The following is a 15,221-nucleotide window of genomic DNA, read 5'->3' on the forward strand; positions in this document are numbered from 1 at the left end:
CCGGTTATTAATTTCTGTCACGCAGTAACCACTGACTGCCGGCTACCAGCAGCAACGACAGCAGCATCAGAATGGTGGCGAGCGCATTCACCTCCGGTGAGACCCCCACCTTGACCATTGAGTAAATCTTCAGCGGCAATATTTCAAAGGTTGGGCCAGTCACAAACGAGGAGACCACCACATCATCCATGGAGAGGGTAAAGCTCAGCAACCAGCCGGCCGCGACGGCGGGCATCGCCAGCGGCAGGATAATTTTGCGCAAAATCGTGGTCTCGCTGGCACCCATATCTTTCGCCGCCTCCAGCATCCGCACATCAAAGCCTTTCAGTCGCGAGTAAACGGTAATCACCACAAACGGCAGACAGAAGGTGATATGTGAGAACAGCAGCGACCAGAAACCCAGCGAGATCCCCAGCAGCATAAACAGCACCAGCAGCGAAATCGCCATGACAATATCCGGCGACATCATCACCACAAACAGCATACCGCTGACGAAGGGCTTGCCGCGAAAGCGGTAGCGATAGAGCGCCACGGCGGTAAGCGAGCCGATCAGTGTCGCACAGCTGGCTGACAGCACCCCCATGATGAGTGAATGCTGCGCCGCCTGCAGCAGGCTGTCATTATTCAGCAGCAGGTGATACCACTGCGTTGTGAATCCCTGCCAGTTAATGCCGAACCGCGAGGCGTTAAACGAATTGACGATCAAAATCACAATCGGAATATAAAACCAGGCGTAAATCATCGCCATAAAACTGCCGCGTAACAGGCGTGCCATCATCCTAAATCCACCTTGTTATTCAGCAGACGCGCAACGCGCCAGTAAATCAGCAGCAGCAGGCCCATTAACAGCGTCATCACAATGCTGGTGGCAGCACCAAATGGCCAGTCGCGGATATTCAGGAACTGACTTTTGATCACATTACCAATCAGCAGATTTTTCGCGCCGCCCATTAAATCGGCCACGTAGAACAGCCCCATCGCCGGGATCAACACCAGCAGGCAGCCAGCAATGATGCCCGGCATGGTGAGCGGCAGAATGATGCGAAAGAAGGTCTGTATTTTTCCGGCTCCCAAATCACGCGCCGCTTCCAGCAGCGGCTTGTCCAGCTTTTCCAGGCTGGAGTAGAGCGGCAGCACCATAAACGGCAGCAGAATGTAGATCAGGCCAAGTACCACCGCTTCCGGGGTGTAGATTATCCGAAACGGCTTATCGATCAGGCCGAGTGTCAGCAGAAAATCATTTAACCAGCCACGGGTACTGAGGAATATTTTCAGGCCATAAATGCGGATCAGTGAGTTAGTCCAGAAGGGCACAATCAACAGGAACAGCATCAGCGGACGCAGGCGCGCCGGCAATTTCGTCAGGCACCAGGCGAACGGATAGCCCAGCAGCAGGCAGCAGAGCGTGGCAATTGTTGCCATGTTGAGCGAATGCAGCAGCACTTCGGCATACAGCGGATCAAGCAGGCGCGTGTAGTTGCTGAGGGTAAATACCGCGCTGACAAAGTGCGCATCATCGCGCGTCAGAAAGCTGGTGATAAAGATCATCAGGTTAGGCAGAAAGACAAACAGCGCCAGCCAGCCGACGATCAGCGCAATGACACTTTTCTGAAAACCGTTACGCATCAGCTTCATACGGCAATACCACCTCCCAGCTGGGCACCCAGTTCACCGCCATTTTCTGGTTCAGTGAGTGGTCAAAGTCAGGATCGTCTTCATTAAAGAACTCGCTCACCGTCACCAGCTTGCCGTTCTCCAGTTCAACGGTCGATTCCAGCGTCATGCCTTTGTAATTACGCTCACGGACATAGCCGATCAGGCCATCAACTGCGCTGTCACCGTGAATCTCTTCCACGCGTAAATCCTCCGGACGCAGCATTACATGCAACCGGTCACCTGTCCGGACCGGGAAAGCACAATGAATATCGCACTCGCGGCCTTCCACCCTCGCCCGAATCCGCGGGGCATTATCGCTGGCAATCACTTCAGCATCAAAGACGTTAATCTCGCCGATAAAGCGGGCGACAAACAGATTATCAGGCTCTTCGTAGATCTCACGCGGCGTGCCGTCCTGCACAATTTTTCCGTCGCGCATCACCACGATGCGATCGGACATGGTCAGCGCCTCTTCCTGATCGTGGGTGACAAAAACAAAGGTAATACCCAGCTTACGCTGCAGCGCTTTCAACTCGTTCTGCATCTGCTTACGCAACTTATAATCCAGCGCAGAGAGCGACTCATCCAGCAACAGCACTTTTGGCCGATTGACCACCGCTCGGGCGATAGCAACTCGCTGCTGCTGTCCGCCCGACAGCTGATGGGGACGACGATCGGCAAAACTCTCCAGCTGCACCATCGCCAGCGCATCAGTGACCCGGGAGGTGATTTGCGCCGCCGGTGTTTTTTGCATCCGTAAACCAAAGGCAACGTTCTCGAATACCGTCATATGCGGGAACAGTGCGTAGCTCTGAAACACCGTATTGACGTGACGATGTTCAGCGACGGTGGCGGTGATATCCTGATTATCCAGCAGGATGCGCCCGCGATCGGCCTCTTCCAGCCCGGCAATCAGGCGCAGAATGGTGGTTTTGCCACAGCCGGAGGGGCCAAGCAGCGTAATAAATTCGCCGTGGTGAATAGTCAGATTAAAATCATCAATGATGGTTTTGCCATCGAAAGCTTTACTGATGCCAGAAAGCGTAACCAGCGCCTGCTGTGCGCGTGTTTGCGTCATTTTAGTCTCAGTCTGTCAAAGGTCGAACAGGTTACAGCATAGCCGCCTACCGCAGCCAGCCAGCAAGAAGGGGCGGATGATACCTGAAAACGGTGTCATTGCCATGTTTTGAGCACGCCGGGCAGCCGATAATCGGGATTATTAACAACGCATTGCGAGACCTGCCGCAATAATCTCATAATCCTGTTTTTTTTCGACGTGATCGCTTTCCCAAAGGGGATCGACAGCGCTAACCTGTCAGCTAATGATTTGACGCAACGTTGCGTCCGGCTGGTCTGTGAATAATAACGGACAGCACTTTTAAAGGATGGGATATGGAACAGTTACTAGAGCGTTTTTTGAGCTACGTCGCAGTCGAAACCCAGGCAAAACCGCAGGCGCGTCAGGTGCCGAGCAGTGAAGGGCAGTGGACGCTGGCGCGTCAGCTGCAGGAAGAGCTGCTGGCGTTGGGCTTTGCTGACGTCACGTTAAGCGATCACTGCTGTGTGATGGGCACCTTGCCCGCCAATGTCGACTGGCCCACCCCGGTGATCGGTTTTATCTCCCATATGGATACCTCGCCTGACTTCACTGCGAAGCACGTTAATCCACAGATTATCGAAAACTATCGCGGCGGTGACATTGCGCTGGGCAATGGCGATGAGATTCTGTCGCCGGTGATGTTCCCGGTGCTGCATAAGCTGATCGGCCATACGCTGATCACTACGGATGGCAAAACCCTGCTGGGCGCGGACGATAAAGCGGGTATTGCCGAAATCATGACGGCGATGGCCCGGCTGGCTGGCAGCGATATTCCGCATGGTGCCATCCGCGTGGCCTTTACGCCCGACGAAGAGATCGGTCGCGGCACCTCGCATTTTGATGTCGAAGGTTTTGCCGCTGACTGGGCCTATACCGTCGACGGCAGCGATCTGGGTGAGTTTGAGTATGAAAACTTTAACGCCGCCTCAGCCACGGTCAAAATCGTGGGTAACAATGTCCATCCTGGCTCAGCCAAAGGAGTCATGGTGAACGCGCTGGATCTGGCTAATCAGTTTCATGCCGCCGTGCCGGCCAGTGAAAAGCCGCAGTACACCGATGGATATCAGGGTTTTTATCATCTGCACCAGATAAAAGGCACGGTTGAACACGCTGAATTGCACTATATTATTCGCGATTTTGAAACAGAGAGCTTTGAGCAGCGCAAACAGACGCTGTAGCAGATTGCGACGGAGATGACGAAAAATCTGCACAAGGATTGCTCAGTGACGGTCGAGATTACGAACAGCTATCGTAATATGCGCGAAAAGGTTGAGCCGTTCCCACACATCATGGAACTGGCGCTGCAGGCGATGCGCGACTGTGGGATTGAGCCGGTGGTGAAACCGATTCGTGGCGGCACGGATGGCTCAGCGCTGTCATGGAAAGGCTTACCCTGCCCGAATCTGTTTACTGGCGGCTACAACTATCACGGCAAGCATGAGTTTGCCTCGCTGAATATCATGGCGAAGTCGGTGGATGTGATTGTGCGGTTGTCGGAACTGGCAGCGCAGAAGAAAGCGTAACTCTGCCGGGCGGCTGAGTTGCCGAAGCCAGCGGCCATTGCAACAGACTTTTATCGAAACAGAAATGTATCGTAGAGACCTGGATCGAACCGGCCTGTATCGAAAAAGACCACGAAACAGATGACGAAAAAGGCTCTCTGCCGCAGTGGCATGAGAGCCTGTTCAGAATGCCAGCGCCGCCGCTGGCGACGGGCATTGTCAGCTGCGGTCACGATTACTCTTCGCCAAAATACCAGTAACCGGCATTTACCAGCCCGGCGATCTGCGCCAGTACGGCCGGATCGTCCAGCGCATCACCCAGATCCTCCAGCGTAATACGGTAGTGGTGTGCCAGTACGGCCATGACCTCAGGATGCGAGCATTCAACCCGCTCTCCGTTAACGTAAACGGCATCACCAATCGTCAGCACCCGCAGGCCACCCAACCGGCTCAGGGCATCACCCTGTTGCAGGGCGTCATAGATCTCATCGGGCTGGTAAGGCGGCTCTGGCGGCGCAACATCCAGCTCGTGACGCGACTGTGAAATAAACTCGCCAAACCACTGCGCAAAATGTTCCGGCTGGTTAATCACGTCCAGCATCACCTGGCGCACGCCTTCAATCTCCTGTGGCAGGATCTGCGACGGGCAATCGCGCGACGGCACGTCGGGATCGCTAAAGCGCAGGCTACCCAGCTCATTTGCCAGCGTGTAATCGGCAAAGCCGCTGATCAGTTCACGGCCGCTAGGCGCGCGGAAACCCACTGAATAGTTGAGCGCATTTTCCAGCGAATAGCCTTCATGCGGGAACCCGGGTGGGATATAGAGGATATCGCCCGGCTCCATCTCTTCATCAATGATGGCGTCGAACGGTTCTACCTGCAGTAAGTCAGGGTGTGGGCAGTGCTGTTTCATCGGCACTTTTTCTCCGACACGCCAGCGACGGCGACCACTGCCCTGAATGATGAACACGTCATATTGATCGAAATGCGGTCCCACGCCGCCACCCGGCACGGCGAATGAGACCATCAGGTCATCAATACGCCAGTCAGGCAGAAAGCGGAAAGGGCGCATCAGGGCGGCAGAAGGCTCATGCCAGTGATTAACCGCCTGCACCAGCAGGGACCAGTTATTCTCGCCCAGATGATCGTAGCTCTCAAACGGTCCGTGACTGACCTGCCATTTGCCATCCTGATGACTCACCAGGCGGCTATCCACCTCGTTTTCCATCGCCAGTCCGGCCAGTTCATCCGGAGAGAGAGGGTCGACAAAGTCTTTGAAGCCACGCTTCAGCACCACCGGGCGTTTTTGCCAGTAACGTTGAATAAAATCGGGCCAGTTGAGATCGAGCTGATAGTCCATACAAGGGTTCCGCTTAGGGCTGTAAATGCCAGCAAGTATAACAGCCCGGGCCGGTTTCTACTCGCGGCGATGTTCGACTTGCTGGCGCTGAAACACCACTTCCATCCGGGTACCGCCCAACGCACTGCTGGAGGCGATGACCTTACCCGCATATTGCTCCAGGATATCCAGTACCACCGCCAGCCCGAGCCCCTGACCCGGACGCAAAGTATCGGCGCGCTGACCGCGGACAAACACCAGATCGCGCTTGCTCTCCGGGATGCCGGGACCGTCATCATCGATATAGAGATGCAGCGCTTTCTCACTCTGGAAAGCGCTGACTTCAATAAACTCCAGGCAATATTTACAGGCGTTATCCAGCACGTTACCCATGACTTCCATGAAATCATTCTGGTCGCCAACAAAAGTCAGCTCCGGTGAGATATCCAGCGTAATCGCCACGCCTTTACGCTGATAGACTTTATTGAGTGCCGAACAGAGGCTGTCAAGCAGACCAGAGACGGAATGCAGATCGCGCTGCAGTGGATTGTGATCGGCCTGCATACTGGCGCGATGCAGATAATAACCGACCTGCTGCGAGATACGACTGATCTGCTCAAGCATCACCGGCTCAGCCTGTTCCACCGTCAGCTCTTTGCCGTTGCGCAGCGATCGCAGGGTACTCTGCAACACGGCCAGCGGCGTTTTCAGACTGTGGGTCAGGTCAGAAAGGGTGGTGCGATAGCGGGTATAACGCTGCCGCTCATTGGTCAGCAACAGATTGAGGTTGCGAACCAGACTGCGCAGCTCTTGCGGCGGATTATCCGCCAGATTTTCGCGCTGACTGGTCTCCAGTTCGCGCACCTGCTGTGTCAGCGCGCCAATCGGCCGCAGACTCCAGTGCGCCGCCAGCCACAGTAAGGGAATAATCAGTATCAGGTTGGCAGCCAGCACATAACTGAACCACGACCAGACCACATCGGAATGCTGCAACTCCTGTGGGATTGAGTCGACTACCACAATGGTCAGTGCAGGCAGATTCGTGGTGGCATCGTAACGGTTAACGGCGACCGAATGGGTAAAGGTATCATTGTTGTCATTGTCCCAGTCGTTGAGTCGTCGCTGAGCATTCAGATTATTGCCCATCGCCACCATGCTGGTACGGTTGCTGGTATCAATCTCGTAGAAATCGGGCTTCAGCAACCATTCACTGTGGATCTTTTTACGGATCTCTGGCACATCGCGTTGCTGCCACAACAGCCTGCCTTTCTCATCGTAAATAAACACCAGCGTCGGGAAGTTGAGCGTCATCCGTTCTGGCTGAGCGATGGTGAGCTTGTTGTCATGCCATTGCGCCAGCGTAAAGAACAGGTTGCTCTCGCCACGCATCACACGGTAGGTATTTTTATCGAAACTGACGACATAGCCAATCACCGCGACCATACCGTAAGAGAGTGAGAGGAACAGAACTATGGCTGCGGAGGCCAGAAGAAAGCGGGCGCGCAGCGAAATAGGGCGATAACGATTAAACCAGGACATGGTCAGAGATCAAAGCGATAACCCTGGCCACGCACGGTGGCGATCACGTCGGTAGGATGCAACGCTAAGATCTTTTTGCGCAGACGGCCCATCAGAACGTCGATGGTGTGGCTTTCGCGCAGCTCAGCGTCGGGATAGAGTTGCAGCATCAGCGAATCTTTGCTCACCACTTTGCCTGCGTTGCGAATCAGCGTCTCGACAATGGTGTACTCAAAGGCGGTGAGCTTTACCGGCTGTTCATTTACTGTCAGTTCACGGCGAGAGAGATCAACCTGGAACGGCGACATATCAATAATTTGCGAAGCATGACCGCTGTTACGGCGCATCAGCGCCTGCAGACGTGCCGCCACCTCTTCAATGTGAAACGGTTTGGTAACGTAGTCATCAGCACCGGCTTCCAGCGCTTCAACTTTGGCCTGCCAGCCTTCACGGGCGGTCAGCACCAGAATCGGCTGACGTACAGCATCGCTGCGCCAGCGGCGAATCAGAGACATACCATCTTCATCTGGCAGGCCGAGATCCACCAGCGCGATATCAGGCAGATGTTCCCGAAGAAAATAGTCGGCTTCTTTGGCGTCTTCGGCGGCATCAACCTGATGGCCCATGTCACGTAACTGGACGGCGAGATGATGGCGCAGCAGGGCATTGTCTTCAACAACCAGAACACGCATAGAAATTCCTTACACTCTGTTTGAGTCAACCTGCAGAAAGTATACGCGAAATGTATTAAACCAGATGTTAACGCAGACCGGACTGAGCCGGTCTGCGGCGGGCATTATTTCAGATCGTCAACCATCTGAATAGCGCGACCAATATAGTTTGCAGGCGTCATCTTTTTCAGACGCACTTTTTCCTCTTCCGGCAGCGCGAGGCTGTCGATAAAGGCCTGCATGCCGGCGGCATCCACGCGTTTACCCCGTGTCAGTTCTTTTAGCTTCTCATACGGCTTCTCAATACCGTAACGGCGCATCACTGTCTGGATCGGTTCCGCCAGCACTTCCCAGTTATGATCCAGCTCGTCCAGCAGACGATCGCGGTTCACTTCCAGCTTCGAGATGCCTTTCAGCGTCGCCTGATAGGCGATCAGCGCATAACCGACACCCACGCCAAGGTTACGCAGCACGGTAGAGTCGGTCAGATCTCGCTGCCAGCGTGAGACCGGCAGCTTGCTGGCCAGATGCTGCATTACGGCATTCGCCAGGCCCAGATTGCCTTCGGAGTTTTCGAAGTCGATCGGATTGACCTTATGCGGCATGGTCGATGAGCCGATTTCACCCGCAATCGTCTTCTGTTTGAAATGGTTCAGCGCCACATAGCCCCAGATATCGCGGTCGAAATCGATCAGGATGGTGTTAAAGCGAGCGATACAGTCGAACATTTCGGCAATGTAGTCGTGCGGCTCAATCTGAGTGGTATAGGGGTTCCAGGTGATCCCCAGCGAGGTAACGAAGCTCTCGCTCAGCGCATGCCAGTCCACTTCCGGGTATGCGGCGATGTGGGCGTTGTAGTTACCGACCGCGCCGTTGATTTTACCCAGCACCTCAATCTGTTTCAGCTGACGTAACTGACGCTCCAGTCGATAAGCGACGTTAGCCATCTCTTTACCCATGGTCGACGGCGTAGCGGGCTGGCCGTGGGTACGGGAGAGCAGCGGAATATCACGGTATTCACTGGCGAGAGCCTTCACCGCATTAATCAGCTGCTGCCAGTAAGGCAGGATCACCTCACGACGGGCCGTTTCCAGCATCAGGGCGTGCGACAGGTTGTTGATATCTTCAGAGGTACAGGCGAAGTGGATAAATTCAGAAACAGCGTGAAGGGCAGGGAGATCAGCGACTTTCTCTTTCAGGAAATACTCGACCGCTTTCACGTCGTGGTTGGTGGTGCGCTCAATGGTTTTAATGCGTGCTGCATCTTCTTCTGAAAAACCGGCGACAATGGCATCAAGGAAAGCGTTTGCGTCGGCATCAAATGCAGGAACTTCCTTGATCTCTGCGGTCGCGGCCAGTTTTTGTAACCAGCGAACTTCAACCTCAACGCGGAATTTCAGCAAACCAAATTCGCTGAAAATCGCACGCAGCGGGCTGACTTTATCGCCGTAACGACCATCGACAGGTGAGACGGCGGTCAGAGAGGATAATTCCATCAGTGCAACTCCTGAATCATTTAGCAGTGTTTTGCCGCACCGACTTAGTAAGTCAGTGGCAGCCGGGATAAGAGGGTTTTCGCTTCACGTAGCAAGCGCTGACGCGAGAACATCAGTTGCAGACGGCCACCGCCGACCTGCTGCCACAATACGGCGGCACGAATGCCGGCTAACAGTGTGGCACGAACTTTACTCTGCAACTGCGGGTTCTGCAGCACGGTAGGTGAACCGGTCACCTGGATGCGCGGACCTAACGGGCTGATGACGTCCACGTAGATGCCCGCCATGGCGCTGAGAATAGTATCTGACTCCAGTTCATAATGCGCCAGCTGACGATCGAGCTGGCTGATACGCTGGGCCAGCGTCGCCATCGCGGTTTTATTGGCGCTGAGCTTACGCTCCAGCACCATCATGCTGAGAGTGTAACGCGTCAGTTCTGCCCCTGCGCCCTGACGACTGCTGCTATTAAGCACCGCCATCAGGGTTTCAAGGCCGAGGCGCAGGTTGGCTTCGTTATTGCCGAACACCGCCAGCGTCGAACTGGGGTTGAGATCCAGTACGCTGCGCAGCGTGACGGTAAACGCCTCCGGCTGACAGTGACCCTGCTGGGCCAGCTGCTGCACCAGATGGGCTGACTGACAGATGCCCGCCAGCGCCAGTGTGATTTCCTGATAATTCTTCGCCACGGTAACTCCTGATTACGCGTCCTGTGTGCCGGGTCAGGGCAGTTTATTTTGCCACTAACGGCAGACGCTCTTCGATGATGCCGCCACCCAGACAGATGTCGCCGAGATAGAACACTGCAGACTGTCCAGGCGTAACTGCCGCAACAGGTTCATCAAAACGGACCTCAATCCGGTCTTCGCCGTGCGGAATGATCTCACACGGGATGTCGGTCTGACGATAGCGGGTTTTTACCGTACAGCGCAGTGGAGCGGTGATGGGCTGGCGGTCGACCCAGTGCAGCTGCTGTGCCATCAGGCCAACTGACATCAGCCGCGGATGATCACCGCCCTGCGCGACAATCAGGCGGTTACGCGCCACATCTTTGTCCACCACATACCAGGGATCATCTTTGCTCTCTTTCAGGCCGCCGATGCCCAGACCTTTGCGCTGTCCCAGCGTATGGTACATCAGCCCCTGATGCTCACCGACGATCTGGCCGTCCACGGTCTCAATCTCACCGGGCTGCGCCGGCAGATAACGCGCCAGGAAGTCGCGGAATTTGCGCTCGCCGATAAAACAGATGCCAGTGGAATCTTTCTTTTTCGCGGTAATTAAATCCAGCTGTTCGGCGATGCGGCGCACTTCCGGTTTTTCCAGTTCGCCAACCGGGAACAGGCTCTGAGCAATCTGCTGATGGCTCAGGGTATAGAGGAAGTAGCTCTGATCTTTGTTGCCATCCAGACCACGCAGCAGCTGACTCTGGCCGCCGACGTCGTGGCGACGCACATAGTGGCCAGTGGCGATGAAATCCGCGCCGAGGTCTTCGGCCGCGAACTCAAGGAACGCTTTAAATTTGATCTCTTTGTTGCACAGGATATCGGGGTTCGGCGTACGACCCGCTTTGTACTCTTCGAGGAAGTGCTCAAAGACGTTGTCCCAGTATTCGGCCGCAAAGTTCACCTTGTGCAGCTTAATACCCAGCTTGTCACACACCGCTTGCGCATCCGCCAGATCGTCCGCGGCAGTACAATATTCCTCGCCATCGTCCTCCTCCCAGTTCTTCATGAACAGGCCTTCGACCTGGTAACCCTGCTGCTGCAGTAACCAGGCGGAAACGGAAGAATCGACGCCGCCGGACATACCGACGATCACTTTTTTTCTGGCTGTTGTCAGACATGACACGCTCGCATAACGATAAAAAAACAGGCGGCGCATTCTACCATGCAGAAGACGGGCGCGCACCCTCATGAAACGGCCACTGGAACGGGCTGACCAGATGTAACGGGTAGCGCGTGCCCTGTTGCCACAGTCGTACACTTTCAGCGACCAGCGGTGAACGCAGGTTAGAGGCAGTGAGAATCTGCTCTGGCGTCAGCCACCAGCAGCAATCAATGTCACTGTCCTGCGGCTGGGTTGGCGGTTTTTCCGTCAGATCCAGACCAAACAGAAAACGCACAAAAGGCGTACTGTCAGGGGCGATCCACTGGTGTATCGCGATGAAATATTGCATCGGTGCCGCAATGCCAGTCTCTTCATAAAGTTCCCGCTCTGCGGCTTCCAGCAGGGTTTCATCTGCTTCAAGATGGCCAGCAGGCTGATTCCAGGTGGCACGACCCTTGATCGTCTCTTCCACCACCAGTAATTCACCTTCTGCCTGAACCAGACAGGCGACAGTAACATGAGGTTTAAACATCACTTCTCCGCAATTGTTAACCTGAGGTTATAAAAAAACCGATTTTTCAGGCAGGGCCATCGCTGAGTTCGCGCCACTTGCCTGGAGCCAGATCCCCGAGTGTATAACTGCCCATGGCGTAGCGAATTAATCGCAAAGTGGGAAAGCCAATATGGGCGGTCATCCGGCGTACCTGACGATTGCGGCCTTCATACAGCGTGACCTTCAGCCACTGGGTCGGGATGTTTTTGCGCTCACGGATCGGGGGCTGACGTGGCCAGAGCCACGCCGGCTCAGGCACTTTTTCCACGCCAGCGGGCAGCGTCAACCCATCTTTCAGATTAACCCCATCGCGCAAGGGCTGCAGATCCGTCTCCTGCGGCACGCCTTCCACCTGAACATAGTAAATTTTTCCGGTGCGTTTGCCGGGCTGGGTCAGCGCGGCCTGCAGGGCGCCGTCGTTAGTCAGCACCATCAATCCTTCGCTGTCGCGATCGAGGCGACCTGCGGCATAGACCTCTGTGACGCTGACAAAATCTTTCAGGGTGCGGCGTCCCGCTTCATCGGTGAACTGCGGCAGAACGTCGAACGGTTTGTTAAACAGAATCACACGGCGAGGCGCCGCAGGGCGGGCAGGCGTACGTCGCGCATCACGTGTCGGGCGGCTGAATCGTTTATCCTGGTGAATTCGTTGAGAAGTTTTTCGCATGGGCTTTGCAGTCAGAAACATTCGGCGCATTATAACGTGAAATTGCGGTGATTGGCGTGGCGGAAATATTCAAGTAGTATTGACGCGCATCTTACAAATCATTAACAAACGCCCAGGAGAGGTTAATGGAAAGCAAAGTAGTTGTTCCGGCGGAAGGTCAAAAAATCACCCTGAATCAGGGCAAGCTGTCAGTGCCAAACAATCCGGTCATTCCTTACATTGAGGGTGACGGTATCGGTGTTGATGTTTCCCCGGTAATGCTGAAAGTCGTCGACGCGGCGGTAAAGAAAGCCTACAACGGCGAGCGCAAGATCTCCTGGATGGAGATTTACACCGGTGAGAAGTCAGTTGAACTTTACGGTCAGGATGTCTGGCTGCCACAGGAAACTCTCGACTTAATCAAAGAATATCGCGTTGCCATCAAAGGCCCACTGACCACGCCGGTCGGCGGCGGTATTCGTTCACTGAACGTCGCTCTGCGTCAGGAACTGGACCTCTACGTCTGCCTGCGCCCGGTACGTTACTACAAAGGCACGCCAAGCCCGGTTAAACGTCCTGAAGAGACCGACATGGTGATCTTCCGTGAAAACTCCGAAGATATCTACGCCGGTATCGAGTGGAAAGCGGGCTCTGCCGAAGCAGACAAAGTGATCAAGTTCCTGCGCGAAGAGATGGGCGTGAAGAAAATTCGCTTCCCTGAGCAGTGTGGTATCGGTGTTAAGCCGTGCTCGGAAGAGGGTACTAAACGTCTGGTCCGCGCGGCAGTGGAATACACCATCACCAACGATCGTGATTCACTGACCCTTGTTCACAAAGGCAACATCATGAAGTTCACCGAAGGCTCTTTCAAAGACTGGGGATACCAGTTAGTGAAAGAAGAGTTCGGCGGCGAACTGATCGACGGCGGCCCGTGGATGAAGTTCAAAAACCCGAACACCGGTAAAGAGATCATCGTTAAAGATGTGATTGCCGATGCGTTCCTTCAGCAGATCCTGCTGCGTCCGGCTGAATATGACGTTATCGCCTGTATGAACCTGAACGGTGACTACATCTCTGACGCCCTGGCGGCGCAGGTTGGCGGTATCGGTATCGCACCAGGCGCTAACATTGGTGATGAGTGCGCACTGTTCGAAGCCACCCACGGCACAGCACCAAAATATGCCGGTCAGGATAAAGTGAACCCAGGTTCCGTCATCCTGTCAGCAGAAATGATGCTGCGTCACATGGAGTGGTTCGAAGCGGCTGACCTGATTGTTAAAGGTGTTGAAGGCGCTATCGCTAACAAGACCGTGACTTATGATTTCGAACGCCTGATGGATGGCGCTAAACTGCTGAAATGTTCAGAGTTTGGTGACGCGATCATCGAAAATATGTAATCGGCTTTCCGTAACATACAGCCGACACGAATGTAAAAATCGTGTTGGCTTTTTGTTTCCTACTATTCTTCGCCAAAACCCCACTAAAACTCTTCACCAAAACTGTTCAAAAAACGATCTTCATACGGCCACAATAATCCAATCTTTGCCCCGGTCATCGTTGTACCGATCCGTCATTTTTTGAGATTTATGGCCCAACAATTTTTGGGTATTTAGACCCTGCTCTCGATATAGACGTTCCGACAACGAACGCTGCTCATGAAAGGTGGGTGCTGCACCTTTAGCCCAGGTCAGTCCACAGTGATTCCGAGCCTTTTTGAACGTTGTCGTTATAGAGCTGGCAGAAACCTTATCACCCCTGACGGCCTGCGAAGTGGAGTGACGGAAATGGACCAGATATTTACTCACAACAGCGTCCCGGCATTGAGCGATAACCTCTCTGAGTGAGATATCAATGGCCATACACCTCAAGCTCAGAGGGATGGCAACACGGCAGCCGGTTTTCTCCTGGGTAACATGCAGCATGTCATCCCAGATATCCGAAAATTTCATTTTCGATATATCGCCTATGCGCTGGCCAGTGACCAGAGCCAAAAGCATTGCACACTGGAGATAGGGTGGGTGATCCTCTGCAGCGCTGAATATTGCCTGCCACTCGTCCAGTGACAGACGCTGACGTACAACCCGGTTACGCGGCTGTTTAGTGGCCTGTGCTGGGTTGTAGCCGGGGGGAACGTGCCCAGCGTGCTGGGCCTCTTTGAACACATCAATGATCGCCATTCTTACTACCTGAGCCATTCGGTTATGGCCTTCGGCTTTAACAGCATCGGCTATCTCCGCGACCTCTAACGCCCCAACGTCCTTTAAATACATCATCCCGCAATTTTGGCGAAATAATTCGACCCGTATCATTCACTGAACCGCAAATATCTGGAACTGCAGGAGGAGTACAAATCTCTTCGCAGATATTTCGGCGTCTCAGTTGCGGTTCCTTACACAGACGTATGGGCGCACAAACCGGTTCAGTATTACCCCGGCAAACACCCCTGCGAAAAACCTGCCGACATGCTAGAGCAAATTATTAACGGCAGCAGCAGGCCGGGTGTTGTAGTCGCTGATTTTTTCATGGAGTCAGGGTCAACGATAAAAGCGACCATAAAGCTGGGGCGCTCTACAATTGGGGTTGAGCTGGAGGAAGAGAAGTTTTTGCAGACAGCAAAAGAAATTTTCGAAATTATTGAAAGGCCAGTGGGCGGAACACAATAGTCAAGCACCAAGTGATTTAGTTGCCAGATGATGCGTTAAAATAAAGTAATTATTTACATTAGTGTTACAAAATTTAAAAATAACGTGTTAGACCTCACGTTTAATTGATTTTTTCTGGATTTTTATCAAATGTATTTAAGTTTAATTCCTGATTAAAAATTCAATCTTAATGTAACTAGCTGTTTGTGCGGTTTATTTTTTTCTTCTTAATCTCCAGAAGTGTTTATTGAAAACTTTAACCGTGAATGGGC

The 15,221-nt window shown here is 53.9% G+C and carries 11 protein-coding genes and 4 pseudogenes; 3 read left to right on the plus strand and 12 right to left on the minus strand.

All coding sequences use genetic code 11. The annotated features are described in order from the left end of the window. Nucleotides 1-7 precede the first annotated feature (7 nt). The 3 genes from potC to potA are packed head-to-tail and all read right to left on the minus strand — an operon-like array spanning nucleotide 8 to nucleotide 2,734. Nucleotides 8-778, minus strand: coding sequence for a spermidine/putrescine ABC transporter permease PotC (gene potC, locus HA41_RS08525; protein WP_094120413.1), 771 nt, complete (start codon nucleotides 776-778; stop codon nucleotides 8-10). Further along, a complete protein-coding gene (gene potB / locus HA41_RS08530) occupies nucleotides 775-1,626 on the minus strand; it encodes a spermidine/putrescine ABC transporter permease PotB (protein WP_143807299.1) in 852 nt (283 codons plus the stop codon). The genes potC and potB overlap by 4 nt, the downstream gene beginning before the upstream one ends. Continuing rightward, nucleotides 1,619-2,734, minus strand: coding sequence for a spermidine/putrescine ABC transporter ATP-binding protein PotA (gene potA, locus HA41_RS08535; RefSeq protein ID WP_094120415.1), 1,116 nt, complete (start codon nucleotides 2,732-2,734; stop codon nucleotides 1,619-1,621). Before potA ends, potB begins: the two co-directional genes overlap by 8 nt. Nucleotides 2,735-3,048: 314 nt before the next feature. Here potA and pepT point away from each other — a divergent pair. Next, nucleotides 3,049-4,278: pseudogene (gene pepT, locus HA41_RS08540) on the plus strand (peptidase T). Nucleotides 4,279-4,492: 214 nt separating this feature from the next. Here pepT and HA41_RS08545 read toward each other — a convergent pair. The 8 genes and pseudogenes from HA41_RS08545 to rluE all read right to left on the minus strand — a co-directional run bounded on the left by HA41_RS08545 (nucleotide 4,493) and on the right by rluE (nucleotide 12,349). After that, on the minus strand, nucleotides 4,493-5,617 hold the full coding sequence (locus tag HA41_RS08545) for a ribosomal protein uL16 3-hydroxylase (protein ID WP_094120416.1): 1,125 nt from the start codon (nucleotides 5,615-5,617) through the stop codon (nucleotides 4,493-4,495). Between the two features lie 57 nt (nucleotides 5,618-5,674). Beyond that, on the minus strand, nucleotides 5,675-7,135 hold the full coding sequence (gene phoQ / locus HA41_RS08550; protein ID WP_094120417.1) for a two-component system sensor histidine kinase PhoQ: 1,461 nt from the start codon (nucleotides 7,133-7,135) through the stop codon (nucleotides 5,675-5,677). 2 nt (nucleotides 7,136-7,137) lie between these two features. After that, nucleotides 7,138-7,806 carry a two-component system response regulator PhoP gene (phoP, locus tag HA41_RS08555; protein WP_094120418.1) on the minus strand — a complete coding sequence of 223 codons (669 nt, stop codon included), beginning with the start codon at nucleotides 7,804-7,806 and terminating at the stop codon, nucleotides 7,138-7,140. A 104-nt stretch (nucleotides 7,807-7,910) separates the two neighbouring features. Then, nucleotides 7,911-9,281: an adenylosuccinate lyase gene (gene purB / locus HA41_RS08560; RefSeq protein WP_094120419.1), complete on the minus strand. Its 1,371-nt coding sequence runs from the start codon at nucleotides 9,279-9,281 to the stop codon at nucleotides 7,911-7,913. A 44-nt stretch (nucleotides 9,282-9,325) separates the two neighbouring features. After that, nucleotides 9,326-9,967: a high frequency lysogenization protein HflD gene (hflD, locus tag HA41_RS08565; RefSeq protein ID WP_094120420.1), complete on the minus strand. Its 642-nt coding sequence runs from the start codon at nucleotides 9,965-9,967 to the stop codon at nucleotides 9,326-9,328. Nucleotides 9,968-10,010: 43 nt separating this feature from the next. After that, a pseudogene (mnmA, locus tag HA41_RS08570) lies at nucleotides 10,011-11,124 on the minus strand (tRNA 2-thiouridine(34) synthase MnmA). A gap of 39 nt (nucleotides 11,125-11,163) precedes the next feature. Then, nucleotides 11,164-11,640 (minus strand): NUDIX domain-containing protein, encoded by a 477-nt coding sequence (locus HA41_RS08575; protein ID WP_094120421.1) that lies wholly within the window; start codon nucleotides 11,638-11,640, stop codon nucleotides 11,164-11,166. 46 nt (nucleotides 11,641-11,686) lie between these two features. Beyond that, the gene (rluE, locus tag HA41_RS08580; RefSeq protein WP_094120422.1) at nucleotides 11,687-12,349 is read right to left on the minus strand and encodes a 23S rRNA pseudouridine(2457) synthase RluE; all 663 of its coding nucleotides are present in this window, start codon (nucleotides 12,347-12,349) and stop codon (nucleotides 11,687-11,689) included. A 104-nt stretch (nucleotides 12,350-12,453) separates the two neighbouring features. Here rluE and icd point away from each other — a divergent pair, with 104 nt between their 5' ends. Beyond that, nucleotides 12,454-13,704 (plus strand): NADP-dependent isocitrate dehydrogenase, encoded by a 1,251-nt coding sequence (gene icd / locus HA41_RS08585; protein ID WP_094120423.1) that lies wholly within the window; start codon nucleotides 12,454-12,456, stop codon nucleotides 13,702-13,704. 120 nt (nucleotides 13,705-13,824) lie between these two features. Here icd and HA41_RS08590 read toward each other — a convergent pair. Continuing rightward, a pseudogene (locus HA41_RS08590) lies at nucleotides 13,825-14,607 on the minus strand (tyrosine-type recombinase/integrase); the annotation flags it as partial. A gap of 3 nt (nucleotides 14,608-14,610) precedes the next feature. Between HA41_RS08590 and HA41_RS08595 the strand changes: the two are divergent. Next, nucleotides 14,611-14,970, plus strand: a pseudogene (locus HA41_RS08595) (DNA methyltransferase); the annotation flags it as partial. Nucleotides 14,971-15,221 lie beyond the last annotated feature (251 nt).

Source organism: Pantoea conspicua (assembly GCF_002095315.1).
Classification (GTDB): Bacteria; Pseudomonadota; Gammaproteobacteria; order Enterobacterales; family Enterobacteriaceae; genus Pantoea; species Pantoea conspicua.

Excerpts from the sequence above, each read along its gene's own strand:
- potC (WP_094120413.1), bottom strand. The coding sequence starts at position 778 with ATGATGGCACGCCTGTTACGCGGCAGTTTTATGGCGATGATTTACGCC.
- potB (WP_143807299.1), bottom strand. The coding sequence starts at position 1,626 with ATGCGTAACGGTTTTCAGAAAAGTGTCATTGCGCTGATCGTCGGCTGG.
- potA (WP_094120415.1), bottom strand. The coding sequence starts at position 2,734 with ATGACGCAAACACGCGCACAGCAGGCGCTGGTTACGCTTTCTGGCATC.
- HA41_RS08545 (WP_094120416.1), bottom strand. The coding sequence starts at position 5,617 with ATGGACTATCAGCTCGATCTCAACTGGCCCGATTTTATTCAACGTTAC.
- phoQ (WP_094120417.1), bottom strand. The coding sequence starts at position 7,135 with ATGTCCTGGTTTAATCGTTATCGCCCTATTTCGCTGCGCGCCCGCTTT.
- phoP (WP_094120418.1), bottom strand. The coding sequence starts at position 7,806 with ATGCGTGTTCTGGTTGTTGAAGACAATGCCCTGCTGCGCCATCATCTC.
- purB (WP_094120419.1), bottom strand. The coding sequence starts at position 9,281 with ATGGAATTATCCTCTCTGACCGCCGTCTCACCTGTCGATGGTCGTTAC.
- HA41_RS08575 (WP_094120421.1), bottom strand. The coding sequence starts at position 11,640 with ATGTTTAAACCTCATGTTACTGTCGCCTGTCTGGTTCAGGCAGAAGGT.
- rluE (WP_094120422.1), bottom strand. The coding sequence starts at position 12,349 with ATGTTTCTGACTGCAAAGCCCATGCGAAAAACTTCTCAACGAATTCAC.
- icd (WP_094120423.1), top strand. The coding sequence starts at position 12,454 with ATGGAAAGCAAAGTAGTTGTTCCGGCGGAAGGTCAAAAAATCACCCTG.